Below are 15,679 nucleotides of genomic sequence, written 5' to 3' on the forward strand. Positions count from 1 at the left end.
CAGGAAACCGCGCAACGGGAGAGTGGGCTGAACGCAACCACCACTGTGAATCGCGGAGAGGCGGACCAGTCATGAGCAGGGTCGCGGTGGTCACGGGCGCGGCACGCGGCATCGGCGCAGCGGTCGTGCGACAGCTCGCCGCGGACGGCTGGCGCGTGGTCGCCGTCGACATCTGCGCGGACATCCCCGGGACCGGATACCCCCTGGGAACCCGGGAGCAGCTCCGGGCGCTGGCGGAGGAGTGGCCGGAGTCCGTGCGCGACGTCGTGGCCGACGTCCGCGACGAGGCCGCGGTGCGGCGAGCCGTCGCGGTGGCGGAAGCCGAGTTCGGCGGCCTGGACGCGGCGGTGGCGGCGGCCGCCGTCATGGCGGGCGGGCGGCCGCTGTGGGAGACCTCGAACGACGAGTGGGACGCCCTGTTCGACGTCGGCGTCCGCGGCGTGGCGAACCTGGCCCGCGCCGCGGTCCCGCTGCTGCTGCAACGACCCGAGCCGCGATCCGGCCGGTTCGTCGCCCTGGCCTCCTCGGCGGCGCACCGCGGCCTCTACCACCTCGCCGGCTACAACGCGGCCAAGCACGCGGTGGTCGGCCTGATCCGCGGCCTCGCCACCGACCTCCGCGGCACCGGGATCACCGCGACGGCGGTCTCGCCGGGATCGACCCGCACGGACATGCTCACCGCCACCGCGGCGTACTACGACCTGCCGGACGTCGAGGAGTTCAGCCGGCACCAGCTCGTCGAGCGCCTGCTGGAGCCGGAGGAGGTGGCGGCGGCGGTGTGCTGGCTGTGCGGCGAAGGAGCGTCGGCCGTCACGGGAACCGTCGTGCACGCCGACGGAGGATTCACGGCATGACGCCCAGACTCGCGCCCGACCCCGGTCTGCGCCGCTGGGACGGCGGGCGAACGCTCGCCGGCGGATCGCCGTTCCGGGTGCTGCGGCTGACCGCCGCCGGCGCGGCCACGGTCGACGGCTGGATCGCGGGCGAGCCGGTGACCACCGGAGCGGCCCTGGCGCAGCGGCTCGTCCGGGCGGGAATGATGCACCCGAGCTACGACCAGGCCCAGCACGGCCCGGGCGATGTGACCGTCGTGATCCCGGTGCGCGACGGCGACGTGTCCGGGCTGCTCGCGGCGCTCGACGCGCCCGCCATCGTCGTCGACGACGGCTCCCGGCGACTGATCCCGGGAGCCACGATCCGCCACGAAACCGCCCGGGGCCCGGCGGCGGCCCGCAACGCCGGGTGGCGGCTGGCCCGAACGCCGCTCGTGGCGTTCCTGGACGCGGACACGATCCCCGAACCGGGCTGGCTCGAACCGCTGCTCCGCCACTTCGAAGACCCGGCGGTCGCGGCCGTGGCACCGAGAATCCGCAGCACACCGGGAAAAACGGCGCTGGCCCGCTACGAGAGCACCCAGTCGCCGCTCGACCTCGGCGACCAACCGGGCCTGGTCCAACCAGGCAGCAGGATCAGCTACGTCCCCACGGCGGCCCTGGTGGTCCGCACATCGGCGCTGCGCGAGCTCGACGGATTCGACGAGGAGATGCGCTTCGGCGAGGACGTCGACCTGATCTGGCGCCTGATCGCCGGGGACCACCTGGTCCGCTACGAACCGGCAGCCGTCGTCGAACACGCGCCGCGCCCGCGGTGGACGGCCCTGCTGCGCCAGCGATTCGACTACGGAACCTCGGCAGGCCCCCTGGCGCAGCGGCACGGCGACGCGGTCGCCCCGGTGCGGGCATCGCTGTGGAGCGCGGTGGCCTGGGCGTTGATCCTCGCGGGCAGATCGGGAGCGGGGCTGGCCGTGACAAGCGCCGCGGCGGCCCTGCTGACCCGCAAGCTCGGCAAGCTGGGCATCCCGGCCAGCGAAGCGATTCGCCTGGCAGCACAGGGAAATCTCGGCGCCGGACGGGTCTTCGCCGACGCGATCGGGCGAGCCTGGGCGCCGGTGGCCGTCCCGCTGCTGCTGCTCACCCGCCGCGGCCGAGCGGTGCTGGCGCTGGTGCTGCTCAGGACCCTGCTGGACTGGGCGCGCAAGAGGCCCCCGCTCGACCCGATCCGCTGGTGCCTGGCGCGCATGGCCGATGACCTGGCGTACGGATGCGGTGTCGCGCGCGGCGCCCTGCGCTCCCGCAGCCCCGCGTCGCTGATGCCATTCCTGACAGATCGCGGCGGCCGCAGCAGCGTCCAGGTGTCGCGATGACGGCCCTGGCGGACCTGACCTGGCCGGAGGTCGCCGCGATCGCCGCGCGGAGCATCCTCGCGGTCCCGGTCGGCGCGACGGAACAACACGGCCCACACCTGCCGTTCACCGTCGACACCGAGATCGCGGAGGCGCTCTGCGCCCGGCTGGCGGAGCAGTGCCAAGTCGTGGTGGCACCGGCGGTGACCTACGGCTCCAGCGGCGAGCACGCGGGCTTCCCGGGCACGCTGTCGATCGGTCAGGAAGCGGTCGAGCACCTGCTCGTGGAACTGGTCCGCTCGGCGGACGCGTTCGCGGGAGTGGTGCTGGTGTCGGCCCACGGAGGCAATGCCGAACCGGTCCGCAGAGCGGTGGGGAAGCTGCGAGCGGAAGGCCGCCGTGCGCTCGCCTGGGCGCCGAAGGGAAGACCGGACGACACCCACGCGGGCCGAACCGAGACCTCGGTGATGCTGGCGCTGCGCGCGCAAGCGGTGCACCTGGCCAGAGCGGAGCGGGGCAACACGACGCCACTGCCGAACCTGATCGACACGCTCCGTGCCGGAGGGCTCCGGGCGGCCACGACCAACGGAGTCCTGGGCGACCCGGCAGGGGCGACGAGGGAGGAGGGAGCCCGGATCCTGGCGGCCTGGACAAAGTCGCTCACGGCGGCGGTGACAACCTGGCAAAGCTCTGACCAGCAAAAACGCCAACTGGATGGCCCCGATGATCGCCCATCCGGAGGTGCGGTAGGCTAACGACACGCCCCGAGAGGGGCAAAAACAAAAGAACGGGCTGTAGCGCAGCTTGGTAGCGCACTTGACTGGGGGTCAAGGGGTCGCAGGTTCAAATCCTGTCAGCCCGACCGCGGGAGAGGGTCTTCGCAGGTCAGAGCCTGTGAAGGCCCTCTTTTTGTGATCATGGTTCGTTCTTCGGAGTCAAGCACGCCGCTTATCGACCCCTTGACTTCGGAGCTTGGACATGCCGCTGATGGATCTTGAACGGCTCACTGACGGCCTCTCGATGACCTGGACCGGCTACCTGCGGGACTGGGACCGCAGTCTGCGGTCGGGCAACTACCCGGAGACCACCCGCTACAACTACATCCTGGCCTCGGCGCAGCTGGCGCGTTACCTCGCCGAGCACTCACCGGACCCCGAGGCGAGCGCGGCGGCGGAGGACCCCGCGGAGGTCACCAAGGCCCACATTGAGGCGTTCCAGTCCTGGATGATCGAGACACGCTCGGCTGCCACGGCGGTGAACAAGCACAAGGCCCTGCAGCAGTTCTTCAAGTGGCTGATGCTCGACGAGGAGGAAATCGATCGCTCGCCACTGGAACGGGTCCGGTTGCCCAAGGCCCCCACCAAGCTGGTCCCGGTGATCGACGATGAGGTGACCACACAACTGCTCGAAGCCTGCAAAGGCAAGGATTTCCTGAGCCTGCGGGATGAAGCGATCATCCGGCTGTTTTGCAACACCGGGGCCAGGCTGTCGGAGGTCGCCGGCCTGGCGGTGGAGGATGTCGATCTCAGGACGGAGTCTGTCGTCTTCCACGGCAAGGGAGCCAAGGTCCGGCGGGTGCGGATCGGAGCCAGGACCGCCAGGGCGCTGAGCCGGTATCTGCGGGCACGCGCCAAGCGCAAGGGCGCTGAACTCCCGAACTTGTGGTTGGCCGATCGCGGGGGACGACCGCTGAACGCCAACGGCATCAAGATCCGTCTCAAGCGACTCGGAAAAGCCGCGGGTCTGGGAGGTCTGCATGCGCACCAGTGGCGGCACACCTACGCCCATCGGTGGAAGCTCGCTGGCGGGGACACTGGGGACCTGATGCTGCTACTCGGGTGGAGCTCGGATGCGATGCCGCGGCACTACGGCGCCAGTGCCGCCGCCGAGCGAGCCCAGGAGACGCAGGTGCGCATGGGCATCGGCGACAACGTCTGATCACACCGCACAGGGACGGCAGATGTCGCGGTGTGTGTGGGTGCACGCCGCGACGTCTGCTTGTCTCGGTTCAGTCGAGGGACATGCCTCAGCTCTTGGAGTTGTTCTGCTCGTGGTGTTTCCTGCGCCTGGCCTTGGCGGAGCGCTCGGCGAGCGTGAGCATGTATGCCAGACGGGTGTGGCGTGCCCGCATCTCGCGCTCTCTGGGATCGAGTTGCCCGAGTGGGTCGACTTGCTGCTCGAAGCGGGCAAGAAACGCCCGAGTGCCGTGGCTCGTTCGTGCTGTCCGATCAGTGGTGTTGGCCCAGGAAGCATGGGCCGCCACTCGGGCACGCCGGCTCCGCTGCGCGGGAGTCATTCCCTTGCTGCTAGACATTTTCACCGATTCCCATACGGAGTTGGGTTTCTTGGGCGCGTTCCGCTGCGGCGCTGGCGCCGTAGTGGCGGGCCATCGCATCCGAGCTCCAGCCCAGCAACAGCATCAGATCCCCTGTGTCGCCGCCGGCGAGCTTCCACTGGTGGGCGTAGTTGTGTCGCCATCGGTGGGCATGAACGCCCGCCACCCCAGCACGTTTGCCACGCCTCTTGAGCATGATCTTGATCCCGTTCGCCTGAAGTGCCTGGCCCCCGCGTTCGGCCAACCAGAGGCTCGGTAACTCCGCTCCGCGGTGCTTCGCCCGGGCGCGCAGGTATCGACTCACCGCCCGAGCTGTCTTCGGTCCGAACCGGACGCGCCGGAACTTCCCGCCTTTGCCCAGGTAGACAACCGAATCGGTGGCCATGTCAATGTCATCGACTGTCAGGCTTGCGACCTCCGACAGTCGTGCGCCGGTGCCGTAGTAGATACGAATGATCGCATGGTCACGCAGTTCGGCGAATGTCTTTCCTTTGCAGGAATCGAGGATTCTCTTAGTTTCCTGGTCGCCCATTAACGGCACCAGCTTCGTGGGCTTAGCGGGGGTCTTGACGCGCTCCATAGGGGAGCGGTCGATCTCGTCTTCGTCTTCGGCGAGCCACTTGAAGAACTGCTGCAGGGCCTTGTGCTTGTTCACCGCTGTGGCAGCCGAGCGCGTCTCAATCATCCAGGACTGGAACTCCTCGACGTGGGTACGCATCGTCATTGCTGGGTCCTGAGTCGCCGCAGCAGCGTTGTCTCCTGGTAGATGTTCGGCGAGAAAATGAGCAAACTGTCTCACGGCAAGAAGGTAGATATAGCGTGTTGTCGCGGGGCGGCCCGCGGATCGAAGGCTCCGGTCCCAGTCGATCGCGATATGGCGCCAGGCGGGGGTCAGTCCCGCTGCTAGTCTCGTCAAGTCCATTGCACAACACCTAGGGTAATTCTTGCGCGGTGACAATTCTGAAAATGAATACGATTACCGCTCGGGGTGGGGAGGCTGGCGTCTTTGTGATGTATTTCTGATGCGCGAAATCGTGTCATGCTCTCAATAATGAGAACTGTGCTCATTTTGGGAAGGGTTGAGATGTGTCTATTCGGATCCGACCTGTGTCACTTTCTGGGACACAGGGTCCTCGCCTCTAGCTGCAACATCGAGTGTTCGGTTTTGAGGCCGATGGACTCAGAACTGGACGGATGTTGAGCTTTGCTGCGGGGGAGCGTGCTGAACCGCGCCTGACCAGGACGTTCTTTTCGCCAGGGTTGGGTACGAGATGCTTGACTCGCAGGGACGCGCGTTCATAAAGCATGGGTTTCGCATGGGCCCGACGCGGGTTCCGAGCCGCTGCGGATGGTTTACAATGCCGGGGCGAGACGGCTCAGCGAGACCGCAGCCGCGGCTTCCAGCGAAGCCAACTCAGTGACCCGCCCAGCCGATCAGGGCAGCGCGTCAACCGGCCTGCGGCGGCCGTCTCGAAGTCGGCGTGCACTAGCACGCTGCGGGGCCTTCTCCCGTCAGCCGCAGCGGCCTTGACCGGCCGGTGTGGGCCCATAGCGCCACGCCTGATCGACGCGGTGAACACGTGGCGCCCCGCGATCCGCATCGATGCGCAGGAAGGTTGGTCGCTGCAGTTGGACGGTGCACTGAGCGACGGCGGTCTCGACCTGGTCGTCTCGCACACCTTGCCGGATCGGGTCGAGTACGGCCGTCAGCCGTTGCGCCAAGAAGCGTTCACGGCGCTGGTCGGCGCGGGGCATGCATTCGCTGGACGCCAAGGCGTCTCGTTGCGCGACTTCGCCGGCCAGACGTTTCGCTTCTACAAGTCGCAGCTGGTGCCTGCTCACCACGCCACGCTGATGGCGGCGCTGCGGCGGACCGGGCGAGAAGTTCACCTACCAAGAGGACCCGATTCCCGGGATGAAGCACCTCGACCTGCATGACGGCAAGAGCTTCACGCTCGTGCCGGATTCGATGGCGCAGCATATTGTCACGACGGATGTCGCCGCAGTCCCGCTCACGGACTCTGATCTCCCGACCTTCAACCTCGAGCTCGTATGGCGGAAGGAGGGCCTCGCTCCGGCAACAGCACTCGTCGTCTCCGCGGCGGATGCGCTCAGCCGAGGGCAGCGCTGGATCAGCTGACCCGAGCGGGTTCGTGAAGCATCTGTCACGACACCACTCGGATCAGCCTGGGTCAGGAATCCGGCCTCAGTGCGGGAGCGGCTGGCCCTTGGTTTCCGGCCCAACGAACCAGATCACGGCCAGCGCAATGACATACGACGTCACGCCGACAGTGGTCGCCGCCGTCGAGATGCCGCCCAGCAGGCTGATGAGCACACCTGTGAAGAGCGTGACCAGGGAGCCTGCGATCCGGGCGGAGTTGAACACCGCCGAGATCGCGGTTGCCCGTCCCGCTGTGGGGAACAGCTCGGGCATGTAGATCGGCATCCAGGCGAACTGCCCCAGGATGAAGAACCCGGCGATCCCAGCTGCGATCAGCGCGATCTCCGGCGTGCTCACGGCGAAGAAGAAGACCGGAAGAATCACGGCGGACCCGACGTAGTACAGGAGCATGGTGGGTTTTCGGCCCCATCGGTCTGCCAGGTAACCCAGAAGCAGGTACCCGGGCACGGATGCGGCGTTGAACACCAGGCCGGCGTTCGCGGCCCACGCGCCGCCGGACTGCCCCACGTGCTTAGCGAGCTGGCCGGTGAACTGCGGGATCCAGGCTGACACGCTGTAGAGGCCGACGACCGACACGACGGTGATCAGGAGCAGTCGCAGGGCCCTCTGACGCAGGTGCGGCTGGCTGAACACCGAGGTGAACGGAGACCGCAGGAGCTCACGGTCTTCTGCGCTGACCTGTCCACCGCCTGCCGCGGTGGCTCTGGCCTTACGCCTGCGGTCGCGGATCTCCGTCCACATCTCCGGGTCATGGACGGCTCGGCGCACGTACAGCACGACCAGCGCCGGAAGCGTGCCAACCAAGAACAGGTACCGCCAGGCCTCGGCGCCCACCGGCTGCAGGAGGAACCAGGTCAGGGCGGCGAGCACGGCGCCGACCCCGAACCCGGATTGCAGCACAGCTGCGGCGCGCCCGCGGCTGCGATCGGGCCACAGCTCGCCGATGAGCGTCGTCGCGCTGCCCCACTCCGCGCCCAACCCCATGCCAGTGATGAAGCGCAGGGCCAGCAACCACCAGTAGTTGGGTGCCAAGGCGGACATGCCCGTGAACAATGCGTACCAGAGGATCGAAATGATGAGGATGCGCCGCCGGCCGAGGTAGTCCGCGGCGAACCCGGCGACGATCCCTCCTAAGGCCCACCCCGCGAGGGTCGCGGCCACCAGCGCGCCGACATACGCGGGAAGCCGTTCGAGCTGGGCGCTGGTACCCAGACTGGTGACGGCGACCGACCCCGCCAGGACGAGCGCGTAGGTCTCGAACCCGTCGAACGTCCATCCGAGCCATGACGCCACGAGCGCGCGGCGGCTGGTCTTGTCGATACTGCGCATGGTTATGGGTTGATCAAGGGTGTTGAGCGGCGGCACGCCGCTTTCCAGGTCGGACACAGTGCTCTCCTTTGAGCTGTCAGCGCGACGCCGGGGAATTGGGTGCCGAACTCAGTCGAGCACGTCGACCGGGGCAAGGACAGTGACATCGATCGGTTTCGCCAGCAAGTCTGGGAGCTGGGCCCGGTAGTTCTTGTAGTGCGCGGACGCGCGGTGCGCCTCCAACGCGGAGGAGTCCTCGTAGCACTCCAGGAGCACGAACTGCGTGTCGTCCGTCTGGGTGGCGAACAGGTTGTAGAAGTGGCAGCCCGCTTCGGCGCGCGTGGGCGCCACCATCCCCTCGAGCAGTTTCTGCAGCTGGTCGGCGTGCTCGTGCGCCGGGGTAAAACGGGCGATCACGGTCACAGGGCTCTCGTCGGACACGGCGTCTCCAGTCTGTCGGGGCGGGGCGTCTCTTGCGTCCCCATGTGCAATACGTTATAAAACGTCTTATGTGTGGAGTCAAGGTTGAGACACAGGCGGACCATCCGACGCCTGGCCCCACACGCATGTCGCGACACGGTGGGCCACCTCCGCCAGGTTCAATACGACTTATGACATCACCTGAGGACTCCGAGGCCCGCCTGGACTTGTCCGAGGTCGACCTGCGGATTCAGCGCGGCCGCACGTCGGCCACGGCGCAGCTGGCCGAACGGATCAAGACCCTGATCATCAAGCAGCAGCTGCCCCCGGGCGCACGGTTGCCCACCGAGAAGGAGCTGATCGCGGAGTCCGGACTAAGCCGCATCACCGTCCGCGCAGCGGTGGGCATGCTCGAGACCCAAGGCTGGGTCGTGCGCAAGCAAGGGTTGGGCACCTTCGTGTCCACACCGCTGGATCAAGAGCTGTCTTCCGGGGTCCGCACGATCACCGAGGTCCTGCTCGACCAAGGAGTGACACCGCAGATCGAGGTCATGAGCTTCGGGGTCGAGCACTCGTCGGCATACGTCGCGCGGACTCTGGGAGAGCCCGAGGTGCTCACCATCCGCCGCCGCTACAGCGACGGCGAGCAGCACCTGGCGCTGGTGACGATCCACCTCCCGACCCGGGTTCGCGACGCCGCCGAGCCGCTGCGGTCGGCGGAGCCGGCCACCGAGACCACCTACACGATGTGGGAGCAGCGGCTGGGCACGCGCATCGCGGAGGCCCGGCACGAGATCCACGCCGCAGGCGCTTCCGCTGACGTCGCGGCGGCGCTGGGCGTCGACGAGGGCGCACCGGTCCTCGTGCTCGATCGCGTCAGCTACGACCACGACAACCGACCCCTGGAGGTCGTTGTCTTCCACTACCGACCGGATCGCTACGGCTTCTCGGTGACGCTTCCCCGCGTCATCTCGCACGGGACGGTCGGCATGACAGAGCGAACAGAAAGGTTGCGCCAATGACCGCCGCCGATCCCGGCACACCAGAGCCCCCTCGCGGGGGCGGCCCGCACGTCGGGTTGATCCTCGCCCTGACCATTCGGGGCCTGTCCGTGGGCAACTACCCTGACATGGCCCGCGTCGCGCAGACGGCGGAGTCCCACGGGTTCGACTCTGTGTGGTTGTGCGACCACTTCCTGACCCTCAGCCCGGATGATTACGTCCGGGATGCCGGGATCACCGCCGACGCGAGCGACGAGACGCCCGCGACGCAGGGACCGTCGTCAATCCCACTGCTCGAGTGTTGGACGGCGCTGTCAGCGCTGTCGCGCGACACGACCTCATTGCGCCTGGGCACAAGCGTGCTGTGCAACTCGTACCGCTATCCCGCCGTCCTCGCCAAGATGGCCGCCACCCTCGACGTGATCTCGGGCGGGCGTGTGGATCTCGGCCTTGGTGCGGGCTGGTTTCAACAGGAGTTCGAAGCGTACGGAATTCCGTTCCCGTCGACCGGTGACCGGGTCTCGGCGCTCGCCGAGTCGCTCCAGGTGCTGCGCAGCGTCTGGACCGAGGCAAACCCGCAGTTCCGCGGCGAGTTCTACACGATCGACGGCGCGATCTGCGACCCGCCGCCCGTCCAGAAGCCGCACCCGCCGCTGTGGATCGGTGGCGAAGGGCTGCGGGTCAGCCGCATCGCCGTCCGGTATGCGAACGGAATCAACGTACGGTGGTGGCCAGCCGAGAAATGCGGCGAACGCCGTGCGCTGCTCGACCGCGAGTGCGAGGCGATCGGCCGCGACCCAGCCACTCTTCAGCTGTCACTGACGACGCTGCTCGCACCCACCGAGTCGCCCGAGGTCCAGCAACAGCTGCGCGCGCGGTTCAAGTCGATCCCCGAAAGCGGCCTCATCACCGGCTCCGCCGACGCCTGCCTAAAGCAGATCCGCGAGTACCAGGCTGCTGGGATCAACCATTTTCTGTTCACGATCCCAGACGTAGCGGACTCCGACTACCTGGACGTGGTCGGCGAGCAGGTCCTCCCGCACCTCGACACCGCCCGTGCTTCTCAGCCCGCCTGACCTCCGCAAACACCCGTTGAAAGCGAGCCGCACGATGACCTCCGATGTGACCTCCCGGACGACCGAGGCCGCCGGTGACGAGTACCTCCGCTCGACTGCGTACATCGACTCCGACCACCCGACCGTCGTCGAGACCGCCCGCCGCATCACCGAGGGCGCCACGACCGACGTCGACCGTCTGGGCCGCATCTACCACCACGTCCGCGACCTGCCCTACGACATCCTGGCCTCGTTCCGCTATCTCGCGAAGGGGCAGACAGCGGCCAGCGACGTCCTCGAGAACGGCGTCGCGTTCTGCATGGGCAAGGCCAGTTCCTTCGTTGCGCTGGCCCGAGCCGCCGGCATCCCGGCGCGCGTCGCCTTCCAGGCCCTGGACGCCCCCGAGATGGAGTTCCTGTCCCCAGAGGTGCGCGTGCTGTGGGGCGGGCCTGTCGGTCGCCCGCTGCCGTGGCATTCGCTCGGCGAGGCCTTCGTCGACGGCCGGTGGGTCAAGCTCGACGCCACGATCGACGCGCCCACCGCGACCAAGCTGGGCAAGCCGTACACGATCGACTTCGACGGCCGGACCGACATCCCCACCGTCGAGGGACCGGTGCTGCGGGAGAACGGCAGCTACGCCGACTACCCCGCCGAGGTCGCGGACTGGTACCTGCGCGTGGCCCGCGAGGTGCTCGCCGCGCTCGAGTCGAGCGCGGCGCACGACCGCGTCGCCGCCGACGACGTGCTGTGGAGCGGGCCGGACCCCGAGCTCGTCCGCCGTCAGGCCGTCGCCTGACCTTCCTCCTTGTGGCGCGGCGTGCAGGCCGAGCCACCATGACACCCGCTCCGCTCGCGCGCGCCGACTCAAGAAGGACACCACCATGTCCGCTCGTCAAATCAGCTCTGTCAACCCCGCGACCGAAGAAGTCCTAGCTCGCTTCGACCCGCACACGCCGGACCAGATCGAGGCGGCCCTCGCCCGGGCCGCAACTGCGGCCGCTCAGTGGCGGTCCACTCCGATCGAGGTCCGCGCCGAGCACCTCCACCGCGCCGCCGCCATCATGCGCGCCGACCGGGACAGGCTCGCCGCGCTGATCACCGAGGAGATGGGCAAGCCCATCGGCGAGGCTGAAGCCGAGGTCGAGAAGTGCGCCTGGTGCTGCGAGTACTACGCCGAGCACGGTCCGGCGATGCTCGCCCACGAGTCCGTCGAGACCGCTGCCACACGCAGTCACATCGCCTACGACCCGCTGGGTCTGGTGCTCGCCGTGATGCCGTGGAACTTCCCGCTGTGGCAGGTGTTCCGGTTCGCGCCGCCCGCGTTGCTCGCCGGCAACGGCGCCGTGCTGAAGCACGCGTCGAACGTTCCGCGTTGCGCCCTTGCGATCGCCGAGGTCTGGGAGCAGGCGGGCTGTCCGACCGGGCTGTTCACCACGCTGCTGGTCGGCGCGGACGCTGTGCCCGGCCTCATCGGTGACGACCGCGTCCGTGCTCTGACCCTTACCGGCTCGACCGAGGTGGGGGCCCAGGTTGCGGCCATGGCCGCTTCGCACCTCAAGCCGCAGGTGCTTGAGCTTGGTGGCTCGGACCCGTTCATCGTCCTCGCGGACGCCGATATCCCCGCCGCTGCCGCTGCTGCCGTCACGGCCCGGACGCTCAACTCCGGGCAGAGCTGCATCTCGGGCAAGCGCTTCATCGTCGAAGACGCGGTCGCCGAGGAGTTCACCGAGGCATTCGCCGCGGGGGTCGCCGCGCTCACCGTCGGCGACCCATTCGACCGCGACGTGCGAATCGGCCCGTTGGCGAAGGAAGGCATCCGCACGGACGTGCTCGACCAGGTGCGCCGAAGCGTCTCAGCGGGCGCCAGGATCGTCACCGGCGGCACGGTGCCGGAGGGGCCGGGCTTTTACTACCGGCCCGCCGTCCTCGACAACGTCGCCCCTGAGATGGCTGTCGCGGCTGAGGAGACCTTTGGTCCGGTCGCCGCGGTCATCCGGGCAAAGGACGCATCCGACGCGGTCGACATCGCCAACGCCACCGAGTTCGGTCTCGGTGCGGCCCTGTGGACGTCGGACCTTGATCGCGCGAACCACCTTGTGCCCCGCATCGACGCGGGTGCCGTGTTCGTCAACGGAATCGTCGCGTCCGACCCGCGTCTGCCCTTCGGCGGAGTCAAGCGCAGTGGCTACGGGCGAGAGCTCGGTGCCTTCGGGATCCGGCAGTTCACCAACGTCAAGAGCGTCTGGGTCGGGCCCGCACAGAACGGTCAAGACCACCCGCTCAGCGAATGAACCACCAAGCCGAGAACGAAGGAGCTCCCATGTCATCCCCTCAGCCCGCGCCACCCCTCGACAATCCGCCTCTGCACATCGAGACCGTCACCATCGTCGGTGGCACCGGAGCGCTCGGCCTCGGGCTCGCGACCCGGTGGGCGCATGCTGGCGTCCACGTGAGAATCGGTTCTCGTCGCGCGGACGCCGCGAAGGCCACAGCGGCGCATCTTCCCGGGGCGTCAGGCGGTGAGAACGCCGAGATGATCAAAGACGCGCCCGTTGTCGTCGTTGCGGTGCCCTTCAGCGCCCACATCGAGACCGTCCGTTCGATCGCCAACGTCATTCAGCCGGGCCAGCTACTGATCGACACGACCGCGCCGATGGTGCCCGGACGACGTGGCCTTCGGCCCATCACCCCATGGGCAGGCTCAGCGGCGGAGCAGGCGCAGGACCTGCTGCCTGGTGGCGTTTCCGTCGTCTCCGCGCTGCAGACCGTCAGCGCCGCCACGTTGCAGGACACGGCACGGCACCTTGACGAAGACGTGCTGCTCTGCGGTGACAAGAAGGTTGACAAGGAGGCCGCGGCAGCGCTTATCGCCCGAATTCCTGGGCTTCGGCCGATCGACTGCGGCCCGCTAGACCTGAGTGGGGTCTGCGAACGGATGACCGCTTTGCTGATCGGAGTCAATCGGCGCTACAAGACCCATGCCGGTATTCGGCTCACGGGGCTGTCCACGCCCAAGCTCGAACAGCCTGCGTGACTCCGCGGCAGCGCACTGAAAACGATCCAGCGCGTGGGCTGCCGGCAACGTTCGGCCCGCGCCGTTCTGTCCACACCGGCAGCCTCGCGCGAACGAAGCGGTTCACGTTGCGCACACACCAAGCTGTCCTAGTGCCTTGTCAAGCAACGTTGGTCTCGTAGCCGGGTTCGGAGCGAAGCTTTCGACTCGCGAAGAGCCGTGATCATGTGTGTAGATCGCACTCATGTAAGGAGAAAATTGTGGGATATCCCTGGGACACCGTCTTAAATTCTCCCACCACATCATACGGCGCACGCCCTGACGGAGTTTCCGACCATGCATTCCCCACGTGAGCGTGAGTATCGTGTCGGGCTTGCCGAGGATTTGATGAGTCTGGCGCTGGAGCAGCGTCGCTGGGCTGGGCCGCGACGATGTCTGACCGACATGCTGACCACCCTGGATCACGGTGCGGCGCAGGGTCTTACCCCGTTTGGTTCGGCGACGGAGGGCTGGCGCGAACCCGTCCCGGCATCGCCGGGCAGGGCGGCAGGTGTCGAGTGGCATGCGGTTTTCGATCGGGCTCCCGTGCCCACCGCGGTGCTGGATGTGCAGGGCCGCCCCCGGTACGTCAACCCGGCCTGGTGCACTCTGTTGGGCCACGGCACCCCAGAGTTCCTGCAGCCGAGCCCGCACGACTCGTCCTGGCCAGGCAACGCTGTCCTGCGACGCGCCGTCGTCGGGGACACCCTCGCACGCGGACACGCGGTGGCGGAGACCTGGTACCAGAAGCCCGACGGCCAGATCGTCTGGGTGCGGCTGTCGGGTTCGGTCCTCACCGACACCGTTGGCCGCCCTTTCTCGATCCTGGTGCAGGCAGAGGACATCATCGCCCGCCGAAGCTGCGAAGTCCTGTGGGATCAGTGTTTCGCCACTGCGCCGATCGGGATGGCCCTGCTGGATCTGCAGGGGTACTGGACATCGGTGAACGACGCGTTGTGCGACCTGCTCGGGTACCGGCGCGATGAGATTCTGGCACGGCATTTTTCCGACCTGACCTACCCTAGTGATCGACAGCAGGGCGAGGCTGCGCTCGCTGATCTGCGTGCCGGCCGTGTCAGAACGGTCAGCGTGGAAAAACGGTATCGGCACAAGGACGGCCACCCGATCACGGTGTTGATCCGATCCAGCATGGTCACCGGCCCGGACGGCATGCCCTCCTTCCTCGTCAGCCACTACGAGGCGATCGGCAACGGCCGCATGACCGATGCCCACCTCGCCCACCTCGCCTTGCACGACCCGCTGACCGGACTGGCCAACCGCGCCCTCCTCGCCGACCGCCTCGACCACCATCTCGCCGCGCTAGCCGGTGGCAGCGGCGTTCTGGCGGTGCTTGTCGCCGATCTCGACAAGCTCAAACAAGTCAACGACCGATACGGCCACCTCGCTGGTGACCATCTCCTGACCGCGGCCGCCCACGAACTGGTCAGCGGTGTGGACCCCGGTGCCACGGTGGCACGACTGGGCGGCGACGAATTCGTCGTCGCCAGCCTTGTCGACGACCTCCCCGCAGGCGAAGCGCTACGCGACCGCATCGCACAACTCCTCGACACCGAGACCACCGCAGCCGGCCATCAAGTCGATCTGAAAGCCAGCGTAGGGATTGCCCTGACCCAAGACCCCACCACCGCACCAACAGAACTCCTGCACAGAGCTGATCAAGATATGTACACCCGCAAAAAGAACCGTCGGAAAGAGCAACACGACCCCCACCGTTGATGACTGCCCGGCGCGCTTGTCCCAAACGGGCCCTTACGATCAACTCAAACATCCGACATACCGGTTACCAGATCAACCTTGTTTGACGAGGCACTAGGTCGGATTCACTTCGGAACAAACTGAAAAGGATGTCGCACTTGGTGAATTTCTCGTAGCAGGCGATGGCGGCACCCAGAGCAAGGAGTCGGCTGGTGTCGGTTGCAGATCTGGAAGTTTCCCCGCCGGAACCCACTCCGAGCGCCTCGGCGATGCGCCGTGCGCTCCGCCGCGCCACGGACGGCGTTTCGCTGGACGCCGCCGAAGCCGCTGTCGTGCTGCACGCCCGCGGCGATGACCTCGAAAGACTGCTGGCGGCGGCCGGTCGCGCGCGGGACGCGCACCTGGTGGCCGAGGGACACGAAGGCGTG

Annotated in this window: 16 protein-coding genes and 1 tRNA gene; 14 read left to right on the forward strand and 3 right to left on the reverse strand. The window is 67.5% G+C overall.

Features of this window, described 5'->3' with window-relative positions; genetic code table 11:
• Positions 1-71: 71 nt before the first annotated feature.
• The 5 genes from AC07FN_RS42845 to AC07FN_RS42865 all read left to right on the forward strand — a co-directional run bounded on the left by AC07FN_RS42845 (position 72) and on the right by AC07FN_RS42865 (position 4,120).
• Positions 72-854 (forward strand): mycofactocin-coupled SDR family oxidoreductase, encoded by a 783-nt coding sequence (locus tag AC07FN_RS42845; RefSeq protein ID WP_452616386.1) that lies wholly within the window; start codon positions 72-74, stop codon positions 852-854.
• Entirely contained in the window at positions 851-2,203 is a 1,353-nt protein-coding gene (gene mftF, locus AC07FN_RS42850; RefSeq protein WP_478400849.1) for a mycofactocin biosynthesis glycosyltransferase MftF, read from the forward strand. The genes AC07FN_RS42845 and mftF overlap by 4 nt, the downstream gene beginning before the upstream one ends.
• Positions 2,200-2,937, forward strand: coding sequence for a mycofactocin biosynthesis peptidyl-dipeptidase MftE (gene mftE / locus AC07FN_RS42855; RefSeq protein ID WP_478400850.1), 738 nt, complete (start codon positions 2,200-2,202; stop codon positions 2,935-2,937). The genes mftF and mftE overlap by 4 nt, the downstream gene beginning before the upstream one ends.
• Before the next feature lie 33 nt (positions 2,938-2,970).
• Positions 2,971-3,044: transfer RNA gene (locus tag AC07FN_RS42860), tRNA-Pro, on the forward strand.
• A gap of 116 nt (positions 3,045-3,160) precedes the next feature.
• Entirely contained in the window at positions 3,161-4,120 is a 960-nt protein-coding gene (locus tag AC07FN_RS42865) for a tyrosine-type recombinase/integrase (RefSeq protein ID WP_478400859.1), read from the forward strand.
• Positions 4,121-4,488: 368 nt separating this feature from the next.
• Here AC07FN_RS42865 and AC07FN_RS42870 read toward each other — a convergent pair whose 3' ends face one another.
• Positions 4,489-5,439 (reverse strand): tyrosine-type recombinase/integrase, encoded by a 951-nt coding sequence (locus tag AC07FN_RS42870; RefSeq protein ID WP_478400851.1) that lies wholly within the window; start codon positions 5,437-5,439, stop codon positions 4,489-4,491.
• Positions 5,440-5,822: 383 nt separating this feature from the next.
• Between AC07FN_RS42870 and AC07FN_RS42875 the strand changes: the two genes are divergently transcribed.
• Entirely contained in the window at positions 5,823-6,455 is a 633-nt protein-coding gene (locus AC07FN_RS42875) for a LysR substrate-binding domain-containing protein (RefSeq protein ID WP_478400852.1), read from the forward strand.
• On the forward strand, positions 6,433-6,657 hold the full coding sequence (locus tag AC07FN_RS42880; RefSeq protein ID WP_478400853.1) for a hypothetical protein: 225 nt from the start codon (positions 6,433-6,435) through the stop codon (positions 6,655-6,657). The genes AC07FN_RS42875 and AC07FN_RS42880 overlap by 23 nt, the downstream gene beginning before the upstream one ends.
• 66 nt (positions 6,658-6,723) lie before the next feature.
• Here AC07FN_RS42880 and AC07FN_RS42885 read toward each other — a convergent pair whose 3' ends face one another.
• On the reverse strand, positions 6,724-8,085 hold the full coding sequence (locus AC07FN_RS42885) for an MFS transporter (protein WP_478400854.1): 1,362 nt from the start codon (positions 8,083-8,085) through the stop codon (positions 6,724-6,726).
• A gap of 51 nt (positions 8,086-8,136) precedes the next feature.
• Entirely contained in the window at positions 8,137-8,448 is a 312-nt protein-coding gene (locus AC07FN_RS42890) for a putative quinol monooxygenase (RefSeq protein ID WP_358498589.1), read from the reverse strand.
• 170 nt (positions 8,449-8,618) lie between these two features.
• Between AC07FN_RS42890 and AC07FN_RS42895 the strand changes: the two genes are divergently transcribed.
• The 7 genes from AC07FN_RS42895 to AC07FN_RS42925 all read left to right on the forward strand — a co-directional run.
• Positions 8,619-9,449, forward strand: a complete 831-nt coding sequence (locus AC07FN_RS42895) for an Rv0792c family HTH-type transcriptional regulator (RefSeq protein ID WP_478400855.1) — start codon at positions 8,619-8,621, stop codon at positions 9,447-9,449.
• Positions 9,446-10,504, forward strand: a complete 1,059-nt coding sequence (locus AC07FN_RS42900) for a TIGR03619 family F420-dependent LLM class oxidoreductase (protein ID WP_358498587.1) — start codon at positions 9,446-9,448, stop codon at positions 10,502-10,504. The genes AC07FN_RS42895 and AC07FN_RS42900 overlap by 4 nt, the downstream gene beginning before the upstream one ends.
• Positions 10,505-10,538: 34 nt before the next feature.
• The gene (locus tag AC07FN_RS42905) at positions 10,539-11,279 is read left to right on the forward strand and encodes a transglutaminase-like domain-containing protein (protein ID WP_478400856.1); all 741 of its coding nucleotides are present in this window, start codon (positions 10,539-10,541) and stop codon (positions 11,277-11,279) included.
• An 85-nt stretch (positions 11,280-11,364) separates the two neighbouring features.
• On the forward strand, positions 11,365-12,774 hold the full coding sequence (locus AC07FN_RS42910; protein ID WP_478400857.1) for an NAD-dependent succinate-semialdehyde dehydrogenase: 1,410 nt from the start codon (positions 11,365-11,367) through the stop codon (positions 12,772-12,774).
• A gap of 29 nt (positions 12,775-12,803) precedes the next feature.
• Positions 12,804-13,517 carry an NADPH-dependent F420 reductase gene (gene npdG, locus AC07FN_RS42915; RefSeq protein ID WP_358498584.1) on the forward strand — a complete coding sequence of 238 codons (714 nt, stop codon included), beginning with the start codon at positions 12,804-12,806 and terminating at the stop codon, positions 13,515-13,517.
• 366 nt (positions 13,518-13,883) lie between these two features.
• Positions 13,884-15,272: a diguanylate cyclase domain-containing protein gene (locus tag AC07FN_RS42920; protein WP_478400858.1), complete on the forward strand. Its 1,389-nt coding sequence runs from the start codon at positions 13,884-13,886 to the stop codon at positions 15,270-15,272.
• Positions 15,273-15,463: 191 nt separating this feature from the next.
• A partial coding sequence (locus AC07FN_RS42925; RefSeq protein WP_478400860.1) for a hypothetical protein occupies positions 15,464-15,679 on the forward strand: 216 nt, incomplete at its 3' end.

This window comes from Saccharopolyspora sp. NPDC045941 (assembly GCF_056431445.1).